Genomic DNA, 14,441 nt, shown 5'->3' on the forward strand with positions numbered 1-14,441 from the left:
AGGAGCTCATCGTCATGATATGGAATCGTAAAACCCGTTATACCCCTTATGAACAGTGGCCAGCAACTAAGCTACCACAGCTCGTTGCCCAGGCACGCCAGTCTAAGTGGCGGATGCAACATCATATTCAGCCTACATCAGGTTTGTTAAATGACCCCAATGGCTTTTCATACTTTGATGGTCAGTGGCACCTGTTCTACCAAGTCTTTCCGTTCGGTCCGGTACACGGACTGAAGTCATGGCAACACGTGACCTCTAAGAACTTGGTGGATTGGCATGATGAGGGCTTAGCGATTCGACCAGATACGCCGTACGACTCACACGGCGCGTACACGGGTACAGCACTACCAATTGATGATCAGTTATTTATTATGTATACGGGTAATGTCCGTACTGCCGACTGGCAACGTGAATCGTATCAATTAGGTGCCTGGATGGACACGGATAATCACATTAAAAAGCTGTCCCGGCCACTAATTGCGCATGCTCCGGCTGGGTACACGAGTTCGTTTCGTGATCCGGACTTGATCCGGAATGACCACGGCTACTACGCGCTGATCGGTGCGCAGACGACTACTGAGATCGGTGCTATCTTGGTTTATTTCTCAAAGGATCTGACCACCTGGACGTGTCAAGGCGAGTTGAACGTTCCCGCAAATGCGCGGGGTTATATGATTGAGTGTCCAAATCTGGTCTGGATCGATCAACAGCCCGTCTTATTGTTCTGTCCCCAAGGGTTATCGCAAGCAACGATCCCGTATCAGAATATTTATCCGAACATGTACTTAGTTGCCGATCAATTGAACCTAGCTCAGGCACAATTCACTGAACCCCACGCCCTGACGCAATTGGATGACGGCTTTGACGTGTATGCCACGCAGGCAATCAATGCGCCGGATGGCCGCGCGTTAGCCGTCAGCTGGATTGGGTTACCTGAAATTTCCTATCCAACTGATCGTGAAAATTGGGCCCATTGTTTGAGCTTAGTTAAGGAACTAACGCTTAAAGATGGGCACCTCTATCAAAATCCAGTGGCAGCGGTGGATGATTTGCGGACGACGGCGCATGACCTAGTCTTTGAGCAACAACGGGCGACGGTGGCCGCTTTGAATGGCAGCTTTGAACTCTTACTGACGGTTCCCGCTGATAAAACGGTCACGGTTAACATTGCTGATCAGCAGGAAAGTGGCCAGCTGCAGGTGACTGTTGATGCCAACCATGGTCAGGTTATGATTGATCGGCGGCATACGGGGAATTCGTTTGCTGAAGATTATGGTCAGACTCGTCAAGTTGAGTTAACGGCCCATAAGACGATAAAAATCCGGCTAATCATAGATGTGTCAGTCTTTGAATGCTATATTGATAACGGCTATTCCGTGATGACCGGCCGTTTCTTCTTAAACGCTACCCCGAGTCGTCTTAACGTTCAAGGTGACACTACGGCAGTTACCGGTAAAGTCTGGGAATGGCGCCAATCAGAGCATACTGGAGTCGATAACAATGAAACCAAAATTAAATGATGTTGCGAAGCTAGCGGGGGTCTCAGCGACAACCGTTTCTCGGGTTATTAATAACCATGGCTACCTGAGTAGTCAGACTAAAGAAAAAGTTTTCGCGGCGATGCGAGAACTGCATTATCAGCCGAATAATATGGCACGCTCACTGCAAGGAAAGAATACGCGCTTAATTGGCGTCATCTTTTCAGATATTAGTAATCCGTTCTTTGGTGAACTGGTGTCCCGGATTGAAAAAATCTTATTTGCTAAAAATTATAAGGTGATTTTATGTAATAGTGCGGATGATCCGCAAAAAGAACGCGACTACTTACAAATGTTGATGGCTAATCAGGTCGACGGGATTATTGCTGGTGCCCACAATTTAGGTATTGAAGAATATCAACAATATGGTCTTCCGATTATTTCATTTGACCGGTACTTATCCGACAATATTCCCATCGTTAGTTCGGATAATTACCAGGGGGGCTGGCTAGCAACCCAGACATTGCATCAGGCGGGGGCGACTAACGTGGCTATTTTTACTGGTAAGTCACACGCTGGTTCGCCAACGAATGGTCGCCGTGAAGGATATGAAGCCTACTTGACTGCCCAACAGCTAACACCCCATGTCCATGAGTTACCGTTTGAATTGACCCCTGCGCTGAAGATGATGGAAATTAAGACGATTATGACACAACATCAGTATGATGGTATTTTTTGTAGTGATGATTTGGCCGCTTTACTAGTGCTCAACGTCGCGCAACAACTGTCATTAACGGTTCCTGAGCAATTACGCGTTGTTGGTTATGATGGCACGGCGCTCATACGTGATTATCATTCTGAATTAACAACAGTAGAACAACCGTTAGCGGATATTAGCACGTTACTGGTTTCTCTACTATTGCAGCGGATTGAGGATGCGAATTGTACACTGGAATCAAAATATACGTTACCAGTTAAGCTCATCAAGGGCCTTACCGCGTAACTAAGGAGTTAATCGTAATTATGGCAGCAACAATCAAGTGGTGGCAACAAGCCGTTGTCTATCAGGTCTATCCACGGAGTTTTCAAGATACCAATCATGATGGTATTGGTGACTTAAAGGGGATCACGGCCCACCTAGACTACTTAAAGCAATTAGGAATCGACGTCATTTGGCTCAATCCCATTTATCGTTCACCCAACGATGATAATGGTTATGATATTAGTGATTATCAACAAATTGCGGCCGACTTTGGCACTATGGCTGATTTTGATGAACTATTGCAAGCCGCCCATGACCGGGGCTTAAAGATCATCATGGACTTGGTTGTTAACCATACCTCTGATGAGCATCCATGGTTCAAACGCAGTCGCCAGGACCGCACCAATCAATATCGTGATTTCTACTTTTGGCGCTCAGGTAACGGCAAAAAGGCGCCCAATAATTGGGATGCGGCTTTTGGTGGTTCAGCATGGCAATATGATGAGCAGACCCAGCAGTATTATTTACACACGTTTTCAACAAAACAACCTGATTTAAACTGGGAGAATCCGACCTTACGAGAGTCAGTTTATACGATGATGACCTGGTGGCTGAACAAGGGTGTTGACGGTTTTCGAATGGACGTCATTAACCAAATCTCTAAGTTACCCGGATTACCAGATGGTCCACTGAAACCGCACAGTCAGTTTGGCGATGCTCGAGTAACGAACGGACCGCGAGTTCATGAATTCTTGCAAGAAATGAACCAAGAAGTATTGTCACAGTTTGATATCATGACGGTTGGTGAGACCCACGGGGTGACACCAGCGGATGCGCTGAAGTATGCGGGCGCTGATCAGCACGAATTAGATATGGTCTTTGAATTTCAACATCTGCGACTTGATAATAGTCAGCATGGTCTTGGTAAGTGGAGTACGCGTAAGACACCGTTAGTGGCGCTAAAGAAAGTCATTAGTGACTGGCAAGTCGGACTTGAAGGGCGGGCTTGGAACAGCCTGTTTTGGAACAATCATGATACGCCACGAGCGGTCTCACGTTTTGGTGATGACCGACCAGCATATCGGGTACGTTCGGCTAAAATGCTCGCAACGTGTTTACACCTCTTACAGGGAACCCCATATATTTATCAAGGTGAGGAACTGGGGATGACTGACGCTCATTTTACTGAACTAGCCAGTTACCGAGATATTGAATCGCTCAGTGCCTATCGTGATTTAGTGACTGAGCGCCAGCTGCTATCACCGGCAGATATGATGGCCCGATTAGCGGCGCGTTCTCGGGACAACTCGCGAACGCCGATGCAATGGGACACGGAGGTTAACGCGGGTTTTAGTGACGCGGCGCCATGGCTCACGGTCAATCCCAACTATCGTCAAATCAATGCTGCCGCAGCTTTGGCTGATCCGGATTCAGTGTGGTACTATTATCAGCACTTGATTCAATTACGACATCAATACCCCTCAGTGACGTTAGGTTCGTTTGAGCTCTTGTGGGCCGATGATCCGCAGGTATTCTTATATGCACGGCAATGGGAAGGGCGGACCTGGCTAGTTTGTTGCAATTTCACAGCCGAGACACTGTCCCGACCACTGGATCAATATCTGACGCCCACGGCCAAATGCTTGATTAGTAATTATGGCGAGCAGCAGCCAAATAAATTACGGCCTTATGAGGCTTGGGTCTACCAACTCGCATAGGTATTCAGGACTTGGCTAATTGAGGCGGTCTTTGAAATATACCCAATCGTTACGATTAGTGTGAATTGGGTTGTTCAAAATTCTGCGATGGTCTTAATAAGCGACCACCTGACTAAAAAAACTGCTTTCAAAAGGATAACTTTTGAAAGCAGTTTTTTTAGCGCGCGGCGACCACTTGGCCCACGTGAGGCTCATCTAGTCGTTGGTGACCTTGAATGAAGCCCGTGAGGTTAAACGGTAGTTGTTCATCGATCGTCGTGACCAATTGACCAGTATCTAGCAACTTGAATAGTAATTGTAAGGCGGCTTGATCAGAAATCACTTCGGTCGGTTGGATTGCTTGGAAACGAATTGATTTACTGTTGGCTGGCAAGTGACGGGCGAATGAAGCGATGGTCGCATCAAATTTGGCCATTGCTAAGTCATCTTTGCTACCAACGCCATCGATAGCGACATTGATTACGACGTCACCGCGGTCTGGGTCTGGATGTAAGCTGATTCCTGAGACAACTTTTAAGAGAGGGTATAATGAATAAATCGTCTCTCAAAAGAAAGGAATTTTTACATGCCAACTCGTTACGACAAAGAATTCAAACAAAACATTATCAACCTATATAAGCAAGGCGAATCAGCTGCCCAACTGGCCAGAGAATATGGTATTGGCTATTCAACAGTTCATAAGTGGATCCAGGGCCAGGCCAAAACTCAATCCGGTAAATCGCCAGACGAAATCAAAGCGATGGAAAAGCGACTGGCTTCGCTGTCTGAGGAGAACGAAATCCTAAAAAAAGCCCTGGGCTTCCTTGCGCAGAAGTAACCAATATCTTTGATTACATTCACCAAGAAAGCCATCACCACCAGGTAACCAAGATGTGCCGAATCCTCGGTGTTTCCAGAGCTCAGTATTATCGTTATCGATCCCCCAAACCTTCAAAACGCCGGGTCGAAGATGCGGACTTGAAACAACGGATTCTGCGGATCTTTGCGGAATTTAAGCAGCGATACGGTGTTATGAAGATCCACCATGAATTGAATCTGGAACTTCAACCACTGCAGCTTCGGTGCAGTCCACGACGGATTTCCCGGCTCATGAAGGAACTGGATATCCACTCCGTTATCGTCAATAAGTGGAAAGCGGCTTCGGCTTCCAAAACCAAGGTTGAACAGCGTCCCAACTTGCTTAAGCAGGATTTCTCGATCACTGGTTTAAATCAAAAATGGACCGCTGATATGACCTATATTCAAACGAAGCGTAATGGCTGGTGTTACTTATCAACCATCATGGACCTGCACTCACGACGGATTATCGGCTATTCGTTCTCAAAACAGATGGATGCTGATTTAGTCTTAAAGACCCTTGAAAGCGCGGTTAAAAATCGAACCATTACTGGGGACCTGATTATCCATACGGATTTAGGATCACAGTATACCAGCGATGATTACAATCAACGTTTAACTGAACTACATATCCGCCACTCATATAGCCGTAAGGGTTGTCCGTATGATAATGCGCCAATGGAATCCTTTCACGCTTCCCTCAAAAAAGAATGTGTTTATCCAGTGCCGGTCTTTGAAGATTATGAAACTGCCGCTGCCGTCCTTTTTGAATATGTGCATGCTTTCTACAATAGGAAGAGAATTCATAGTTCACTGGGCTACCAGACCCCCCTTACAAGTTGAAATTGCAACACTTACGAGCCAAATGGCTGCCTGATTTAATGCTTTCCAGGGTTCAAATAAGTTATTAATCGCGATTAATGATTTATTTGAGCTGTGGAAGGTAAACGCGGTTCTGAATGTCTCTTAAAATCTGTCTCAAATATTGACTTCAATCCAATTCTTGACGCTACCTTAATAATGTAACGGAATATAATTATTTATGGTTCCTTTAAAGGATATAAAAACTTGCCTTAAGTGGAGGTTAATAGTGCTAACGTGTGAACTATTACACTTTAATTTGTTTAATCCGGATTAGAGTTCAAATCAAATTTATAAGCTATATTATAATATTAAACCAACAGTATAGATGTAACAATAGAGTGTGCTTTAGTGAGTCAGATAGAACGTGTTGAAATATACAAAGGGGGGTTAATAATGGATAATATGAGAAAAGTGCAGAGTGTATCAGAAGAGAATATGAATGAAGTTCGAATTTTTGAGATGTGTAGAATCCAAGTAAAAGCAGTTCAATCCGAAAAAATAAAAGTATCTGTTTCAGAAAGCTCTGCTTCTTTTCTTAAGTATCTATTGGCAATTCAACTCAAGAAGTATTGCAAGGTTTATTCATGGACGTTAAGAATGAGGTCGTATATAAACAAGATCTTTTTGTTGGGAGAGTGAGGGGAATTAATGCTTCACCGTATCAAATTGTGCAGTCAGCCATTTTGATGAACGCAACCCATATTATATTGGCACACAACCATCCTAGCCAAGAAGATATAAAATTTTCGGAAAATCTAAAAGAAGTTTTAAGCCATTTTAATATTATCTTGTTAAACCATCTCATAGTATTATCCAGTAGCTATTATTGGACTGAATTTGAAAAATTTTTGGATAGTTTGCCAACGAAGGATGCTGTAAAATTAGTTACCATTATTCGTAAGATTGAAACGTATGGGCTACTCGTAGCGGAGAGGCAAAATTGAACAATAATTTATATGAGATACGTTCTAAACGAGCTTCTAACATCCAAAGAACCATTTACTTTCAATTCGAAGATAATAAATACATCATCACAAATAGATTTACCAAAAAGTCGCAAAAAACACCAGCCAGTGAGAAAAAAATTGCTAGAGATAGAAGGTAAATTTATTTTAATAAGGAGGAATCATAGATGAGCAAAATTGATAAATATATTGAAAAAAGAAGTGTTCAAGACGCTGATTTTGCTAAGCAAGTTGAGCAAGAAGATATCAACTTAGAGGTAGCGATAAAAGTGCGTTCTTTAAGGGAAGATATGGGGTTAACACAACGGGAATTTGCCCAAGTGATTGGTAAACCACAATCTACTGTTGCAAGAATTGAGAATGATAATGTTAATGCTTCAACCAAGATGCTTTCCGACATTGCTAAGGCAACCAATCAAAGACTGACTATTCAGTTTGAACCTGTTCATTAATCGCAGATTTATAATTATTCGAAAAAATGATGGAATATTCAAGTTTCGAGCCTTAGGTTCGAAACTTTTTTATTTCAGATAAATTCTAGTTAAATAAATTCAACATATTCTGATATTCATAGATGGTATGCCTGATCTGTTTTAACTTTTTAATAGTATTTGTAATTAATTGATTTTTTACGATTTAAATTATTATTTAATAACTAATTAATTTTTAATTAGTACCACAACCAAGTTCAATATCTAAAATTTCGCAATCAGTGGAAAATTATGACAGTTATATTAGTATTTTTTTACTGGTAATTAGTTATTAGTAGATTTTAGATATTTGGCATCGAGTTTGTGTTAATCGAAGGATGTTTATTTTATTTAATTCAGCCGAACTTATTATTTTAGGCTTAATATATTCAGCTTGAAAAATTTGCTACAGGTTTAACTTATTTTAAATAAGCAAATTATTTGATATTGTTTAGTCGTAAACCTATACTCTGTTTATCATGGTTTTATAGTGGGGGATAAAATGATTAAAGCTAAGAATGTATATATTGGTTTTGGAAAAGCGGCTAAGACACTTGCTTTTCGTCAAGCACAACGCGGTGAATCAGTCGTAGTAATCGAGGAATCTGATCAGATGTACGGTGGAACATGTATCAATATTGCATGTATTCCATCTAAGCTGTTGTATGAATTATCTGACAAGCCACAGGTTGGTGGTTTAAAAGATAACTACAAAATGGCAATTACTAAAAAAAGAAGTGTCATTGGCAAATTAAGGTATAGTAATTTTCATAAATTAGCTGATCAAAAGACGGTTAAAGTTTTGAATGGATCGGCTTCGTTTATTGACCAACATACGTTAAACGTTAAATATTTGAATGGAGCGACAGAAGAAGTAGTAGGCGAAAGAATTTTTATTAATACCGGTGCTACATCTACAATCCCAGATATCCCGGGATTAAAAGAAAGTTCAAGAACCGTTACTAGCACGGATTTATTAGATCAAGATCACTTTCCCCAATCTTTAGCCATTATTGGTGGTGGGTATATTGGAATGGAATTTGCAACAACGTATAGTCAATTTGGTTCCAAAGTGACGATGATTAATCGCAATGCAGAATTTATGCGTGGAATGGACCAAGATGTTTCCCAAGCGGTAAAACAAAACTTTGATAAAGCCGGAATTGAAGTGCTTCAGTCAGCCGAAGTGATTCGAGTGCAAGATCAAGGTTCACACGCCGTATTGACTGTTGCTTCTGATGGAAGTGAATCACAAATAATGGTTGATATGATTCTCGTTGCCACTGGACGAAAGCCTAATATCCAAGGTTTAAATTTAGAACAAGCAGGAATTCGTTATACCGAAGCCGGAGTTGCAGTCGATGATCATCTTAGAACCAATGTTCAAAACATTTGGGCAATGGGTGACGTTCGAGGCGGAGCACAGTTTACCTTCCTCTCCTTGGATGATTATCGAATTGTTTATAATCAGTTATACGCTAGTGGAACGAAGACAACTGAGGAGCAAGTAATTGTTCCAAAAACAATCTTTTTAATGCCGCCATTATCTCAAATTGGCATGTCTGAAAGGGAAGCACTTGATAAAAAAATAGAATATCGTACGGGAAAGGTTGCCGTTGCTGGAATGCCCAAAGCACATATTTTAGGCCATCCGAACGGATTTTATAAAGTACTTATAGATAAAGAAGATCATATCCTAGGAGCCACGATCTATGCTCCAGAAGCACATGAAATTATCAACATCATCAGTTTGGCGATGCATGCCAATTTGCCTTACCAAATGTTAAGAGATCAGATTTATTCTCACCCCACGATGGCGGAAGGATTAAATGATCTGTTCGAAACGATTGGTATGAACTAAAGGTGATTGGATTTGTCGGAATTATTATTTTTCATGTTTTGAACAAAAGTTATTTAATTGATTGCTAAAACGCAGATGCTACTAGATTCTGTTTTGGCTGTGATTTTAATAATGTGATGGAGTATTTAAGTTTCGAGCCCTGTGTTCGAAACTTTTTTATTTTATCGTACTTACCTTTATACATAGGACGTTTAAAAGGTTCATTAGAATACCTGTAGTTAATAAGGTAACGGGATATAATTATTTATGGTTCGTTTAAAAGATATAAAAACTTGCCTCAAGTAGAGGTTAACAGTGCTAACATGTGAACTATTATACTTTAATTTGTTTAATCCGGATCAAAGTTCAAATCAAATTTATAAGTTATATAATATTGAACCAATAGTATAGATGTAACAATAGAGTGTACCTTATTGCGTTAGTTTTGAATTATTGAAATGACATAAAATTAAGTGTCACATTAGACTTGTAACATTTTAAGTAAGAGTAGATTTTTAAGGGGAGTGGACAAACAAAAAAAGATACCGATATTAATATCGGTATCTTTTTCCAATTCTCCCCTGAAAATTCGTTGCCATATTCGTTGCCATATTCGTTGCCATTTAATGTTATCTAGTAGAACTAGACAAGAAACTCTTTTTTGAAAGTCTTAATATATCAACGTTTTAACAGCTTATAACAAAGGATGAAACTTAAAAAATGGAGTCGGCGGGTTTTGTACCCAACAGCTTACAAACGCTGATATATCAATGTTTTACATAGCTGCTTTAAAAATTGGCTAAGCTTTTGGCTAAGTTTCATAAAAAATAGCTTGCGGGGCTTAGGTTTTCATAAATGCGGAGAGGATATAACAAACATGAAAAATAGAGACGATATTTTATATAAATTGGAAATGCTTAGAAGCTTGAATATTTCTATGGGGGATTATTCGACATGGACGGATGAATATAATTTCAAGAATTATCAAGATAGAATTGATGGCCTATGTTTGGTATCAAACGATATCATTGATGAGATTAGAAAAATGGTCGAATAGAGTTCAACATTGTTTTAGAACACCAAAAAAGACCAGCAAACATTGCCACAATGTTCGCCAGTCCAACAGTTACGTACTAAGGAAATAAGCTAAAAGCGTACAAATATGTACGTTTTTTATTATATCGGCAGATTGCAAGAAATAACTTGAACAAATTTAGTAACGCAGATTACGCAAAAAGATCTCAATTGGTGTTCGCCAATTTAAACATTTGAGTGGTCGGGAATTCAAATACCAGTTAATTTAAATCAATTCATCATCGGTAATCTCATCAATCGGTTGACCTTTGGGAATGAAGCGGCGTAGTACTCGGTTGCAATTTTCATTACTGCCTCGTTCATGTGGCGAATAAGCGTGCGCAAAGTACAGCGGAACACCGGTCTGTTCTTCAATCAAATTGTAGTTGGCGAATTCTTTCCCATGGTCAACAGTAAAGGTCTTGAGATTATCTCCTAACTGGTTAGCCAATTCTAAAATAGCCTTGGTCATTGAAGTACTATCTCGTCCATTAAGCCGTTTAACGATGGTAAGCCGACTCTTACGCTCGACAAACGTAGCTACTGCTTGACCTTTACGTTTTCCAGATAAAACTGTATCAGCTTCGAAGTGACCTGAAGTATTACGATCAGAAATTTCAGCTGGACGATCTTCGATGGAACGTCCATGACTAAAAGTACCACGGGTTTCTTTAGCTCGTTTGCGACGAATACCATGGTCAGGTAAATCAGTCACATTAATATCCAGTAGTTCCTGATTAATCCAGTTATAGATGGTTTTGTAGGCAATTCTAACTACATGATCCACTTGTTCAATTGACCATTTTTGAAGCTTGATTTTTTATTCAATCAATCGCTTTAGGTTAGTCGTTAAGATGGTTTTACGACCACGATGACTAAGTTTAACTTCATGGTCAGTTTGAGCCTTAACTGCGTGATACTCACCAGCTAAGCGATGAACCTCATTAAAGATAGTGGTTTACTAAAGCCTAAATAATCGGCAATATATTGAAGTGAGTGCTTTTCATGATGAAGTGTTTCGATGACAACGCGGTCTTCAAATGATAAAATAGTGGTGCCCATAAAGGTCCTTCTTTCTAATGGAATGTTGTGGTGACACCATTAAAGACCTTTATGGGTTTTTCTGTCCACTAATATGTTCAACTTAAATTTTACAATCTACCTAAATTAAAAGATTTTAAATTAGCTATTTATTTAAAATCTATTTTAGTTTAAATAAATTTTGTATCATTTAACATATTTAGGAAGGTGCTACCCTTAATCCAAATATATTGTGAATACATGCGAATCCCATTGATAGTTAAAGGCTTATGGCATGAGTCAGAACTACTTCCACGTACAAAAACGCTGCCTTCACTTGATTTAGGAAAATTTGGTGCTGATACAATTGTGTTAGTTTTCTTATTTTTTCTTGGATGCCCATTTTTATCGTAGCTAATAACATCAACTAATTTATTATGGATAACTAAGTAGCGGATTTTTTGCCAGGTTTTCTTAACATCTTGGTTGATAAATTCGTCTGGAAAGGATAGACGTTTGAACCCCAGAAATCTATTTTCTAGGAGTTTCGAACTGGTATTGGGTTCTTCAAAAAGAATACATAGAAATTGTTGTTCGTTAAAATAATTATAAATTAGTGACTCTTCGAACAAATCGTTTTCAGGCTTAAATTCCTCAAAATCAATACGGGAAATTTTCACATCTTCAGTTCTAGTACCCTTTGCGGTTTGAGTAATTGTTTTGGCGATTAACCCTAATTTCTTAAAATCTTCGATGCTATTTATTTTTTTTGATTTGGCACCAAACATATGAGTAACGATTTGTTCTGTTACAGATTTAGGTGCATCATCTTGTTTATTAAGCTTAATAGAGATACTTAATTCTTTAATCAATTCTCTAATAGTCATACCATGGTATTGTTTAGTAAATTTATGTAACTCTTGATCTAAAGCATCAAAAGATGAATAACTTTGACTAAGATTTTCTAATTTTTTACCAAAGTACTCTTGGACCATGGTAGTGACAGTTGCTCTTTTTAATCTAAATCGTGGGCGATGCGGCCATTTGGGTGCAGTATCAATCATCATTAATTGGCTTCTTATTTCGGATGAAATTCTGGGATACTGACTAGAGGCTTCTTCACCATAACCATTCTGCAAGTTTTGTATAAATTGTTGGACAATCTTCCAGTCATTTTTTAGTGTTTCTTGATCTTCTTTTGAAAATTCATGAAAGTCATATCCTTTAATTAAAAAATTGGCATATTCTGCTGCTGTTACAGTAACGTCTGAATCATAAAAATAGTAAACTAACAGCATTCGTTCTAATTTATGCCAAAAATTAGAACTTTCAAATTCTTCAGTAGTGATTTTTTCAGGTGAAACTGCTGTGATGGACATTGGCTCTTTGGCTTCAAAAAGGTGGGATTTTGATTTTTTCTTTGCCACCTTTATACCAGTTGTTTTTAATTCGATATCGACACCATCTACACATAAATCAGGCGACTGATAACTATCTGAAGGATAACCTAAAACAGAATTTTCAATTACATCCCCGGCAATTCCGGTTATTTTTTTATTATTTTTAGTTTTATCGAATACATGAGCCGTATCAACTTCACCTAAAGTTTTGTTGACAGCCCTCTCTAATAATCCTATTAATTGGGTTTTTGTATATTCGTGACTTGGCATGATTATCTATTATCTCCAGCTAGTGCTTTTTAATTTATTATATCACTTGATAATGTTGATCAATTGCGTATTTTAATGTATAATAACTAATACGAAAGGATGTTCGCTATATTATGACAAAAGAATTGAAAGTTTTAGAATTGTTCGCAGGAGTTGGAGGATTTCGTGTAGGGTTAGAGCATGCAAATGCTAGCTTATACAAGACGTTATGGTCAAATCAATGGGAACCTGGAAAAAAATCACAGGATGCTTTTGAAGTTTATAATTATCATTTTCCGAATTCGGAAAATATAAACGAAAATATCTCTGAAATATCTAACGAAAAATTTAAAACGATGAATGCAGACTTGATTGTTGGTGGCTTTCCTTGTCAAGATTATTCGGTTGCACGTAGTAAGAAGCATGAAATGGGTATTGAAGGAAAAAAAGGAGTTTTATTCTGGGATATTATTAGAGCGGTAGAGAATATACATCCTAAATACTTAATTTTAGAAAATGTGGACCGCCTTTTAAAGTCACCTTCTACCCAACGTGGTCGTGATTTTGCCATTATGCTGGCTTCGTTTAATAAGTTAGGTTATTCGGTAGAATGGAGAGTTATTAATGCTGCTGAGTATGGATTTGGGCAAAGACGCAGGCGAGTGTATTTTTTTGTTTACCGAAATGATACGCCATTTGCTAAGAAAATGGATGAATTATTTGAAACGGATATAGAAAGTGTATTGGTTGACGAAACTAAATATGATGAATATATCTTCTCGAAAGGTTTATTTGCGCGTCAATTTCCAATAAAACAAGAGGTTTATAAAAAGAGACATGATTATTACGAATTATCAGATGATATTGTAAATATTTCAGATAATTTTAGTGGTAAAGTATGGAATACAGGTATAATGCGTCATGGTCGGTATTTTACAATTGATACGAAACCTTTGGGTAATGAAGAACCAATTCCACTAAAAGATACCTTACAAAGGGATACTGAAATTGATGAGAAATTCTTTATTACTGATAAAAATAAAATAGAGAAATTTGCATATCTCAGAGGTCCTAAAAAAATTCAAAGAGTTAGCGCTAGCGGTCATGAATACACTTACTCTGAAGGTGGAATGTCACCTTATGAGAATATTGATTTACCTAGTCGAACTATGCTAACTTCAGAAGGAACAGTTAATCGATCAACCCACTTCATTAAAACAAAAGACAATCGTTATCGTTTGATAACTCCAATTGAGGCTGAAAGGCTGCAGAATTTTGATGATGATTGGACTAAAATTAAGAAATTAGCAGATGGTTCCACAACACAGGTTTCGGATAGAATGCGAATGTTTTTTATGGGGAATGCATTGGTAACTGGTGTTATTAAAAGAATTGGAATTGAATTAGAAAAAATAATCTAGAGTTTGATAAATTTCTGTATAAAAAAGTAAGAAGTTAATTAAAAAATAACTTTTTACTTTTTTTGCTATTTCTAGTTAAATAGGTATATTAAATGGATAACTTAGTATGAAACCAGTAAAAAA

11 protein-coding genes and 3 pseudogenes are annotated in these 14,441 nt (G+C 38.7%); 11 read left to right on the forward strand and 3 right to left on the reverse strand.

The annotated features are described in order from the left end of the window. Window positions 1-14: 14 nt before the first annotated feature. From PEPE_RS02545 to PEPE_RS02555, 3 genes are read left to right on the forward strand one after another with little or no spacing between them, the layout of a single operon-like run. Window positions 15-1,520 (forward strand): sucrose-6-phosphate hydrolase, encoded by a 1,506-nt coding sequence (locus tag PEPE_RS02545; RefSeq protein ID WP_011673113.1) that lies wholly within the window; start codon window positions 15-17, stop codon window positions 1,518-1,520. Beyond that, a complete protein-coding gene (locus PEPE_RS02550) occupies window positions 1,501-2,481 on the forward strand; it encodes a LacI family DNA-binding transcriptional regulator (protein ID WP_011673114.1) in 981 nt (326 codons plus the stop codon). Before PEPE_RS02545 ends, PEPE_RS02550 begins: the two co-directional genes overlap by 20 nt. A 20-nt stretch (window positions 2,482-2,501) precedes the next feature. After that, window positions 2,502-4,178 carry a glycoside hydrolase family 13 protein gene (locus PEPE_RS02555; protein ID WP_011673115.1) on the forward strand — a complete coding sequence of 559 codons (1,677 nt, stop codon included), beginning with the start codon at window positions 2,502-2,504 and terminating at the stop codon, window positions 4,176-4,178. Window positions 4,179-4,335: 157 nt separating this feature from the next. Here the strand turns inward: PEPE_RS02555 and PEPE_RS02560 are convergent, their stop codons facing one another. Further along, entirely contained in the window at window positions 4,336-4,551 is a 216-nt protein-coding gene (locus tag PEPE_RS02560) for a hypothetical protein (RefSeq protein ID WP_232459060.1), read from the reverse strand. A 192-nt stretch (window positions 4,552-4,743) separates the two neighbouring features. On the opposite strand from PEPE_RS02560, the gene PEPE_RS02565 reads away from it, so the two are divergent. The 7 genes and pseudogenes from PEPE_RS02565 to PEPE_RS09245 all read left to right on the forward strand — a co-directional run bounded on the left by PEPE_RS02565 (window position 4,744) and on the right by PEPE_RS09245 (window position 10,211). Further along, window positions 4,744-4,995 carry an IS3 family transposase gene (locus PEPE_RS02565; protein WP_002816285.1) on the forward strand — a complete coding sequence of 84 codons (252 nt, stop codon included), beginning with the start codon at window positions 4,744-4,746 and terminating at the stop codon, window positions 4,993-4,995. 17 nt (window positions 4,996-5,012) lie between these two features. After that, on the forward strand, window positions 5,013-5,858 hold the full coding sequence (locus PEPE_RS02570; protein WP_261785714.1) for an IS3 family transposase: 846 nt from the start codon (window positions 5,013-5,015) through the stop codon (window positions 5,856-5,858). Between the two features lie 605 nt (window positions 5,859-6,463). After that, window positions 6,464-6,646, forward strand: a pseudogene (locus tag PEPE_RS09295) (JAB domain-containing protein); the annotation flags it as partial. A 36-nt stretch (window positions 6,647-6,682) separates the two neighbouring features. After that, a pseudogene (locus tag PEPE_RS02585) lies at window positions 6,683-6,984 on the forward strand (type II toxin-antitoxin system RelE/ParE family toxin). 27 nt (window positions 6,985-7,011) lie between these two features. Beyond that, a complete protein-coding gene (locus tag PEPE_RS02590; protein WP_011673118.1) occupies window positions 7,012-7,296 on the forward strand; it encodes a helix-turn-helix domain-containing protein in 285 nt (94 codons plus the stop codon). A gap of 520 nt (window positions 7,297-7,816) precedes the next feature. Next, window positions 7,817-9,175 (forward strand): FAD-dependent oxidoreductase, encoded by a 1,359-nt coding sequence (locus tag PEPE_RS02595; protein WP_011673119.1) that lies wholly within the window; start codon window positions 7,817-7,819, stop codon window positions 9,173-9,175. A gap of 856 nt (window positions 9,176-10,031) precedes the next feature. Continuing rightward, window positions 10,032-10,211, forward strand: coding sequence for a hypothetical protein (locus tag PEPE_RS09245; protein ID WP_011673120.1), 180 nt, complete (start codon window positions 10,032-10,034; stop codon window positions 10,209-10,211). Between the two features lie 156 nt (window positions 10,212-10,367). Here PEPE_RS09245 and PEPE_RS02605 read toward each other — a convergent pair. Further along, window positions 10,368-11,290 (reverse strand): annotated as a pseudogene (locus tag PEPE_RS02605) (IS30 family transposase). A 149-nt stretch (window positions 11,291-11,439) separates the two neighbouring features. After that, window positions 11,440-12,918, reverse strand: coding sequence for a MutH/Sau3AI family endonuclease (locus PEPE_RS02610; RefSeq protein WP_011673121.1), 1,479 nt, complete (start codon window positions 12,916-12,918; stop codon window positions 11,440-11,442). 113 nt (window positions 12,919-13,031) lie between these two features. Here PEPE_RS02610 and dcm point away from each other — a divergent pair, with 113 nt between their 5' ends. After that, on the forward strand, window positions 13,032-14,318 hold the full coding sequence (gene dcm / locus PEPE_RS02615) for a DNA (cytosine-5-)-methyltransferase (protein WP_011673122.1): 1,287 nt from the start codon (window positions 13,032-13,034) through the stop codon (window positions 14,316-14,318). Window positions 14,319-14,441 lie beyond the last annotated feature (123 nt).

This window comes from Pediococcus pentosaceus ATCC 25745 (assembly GCF_000014505.1).
In the GTDB taxonomy this organism is placed as follows: domain Bacteria; phylum Bacillota; class Bacilli; order Lactobacillales; family Lactobacillaceae; genus Pediococcus; species Pediococcus pentosaceus.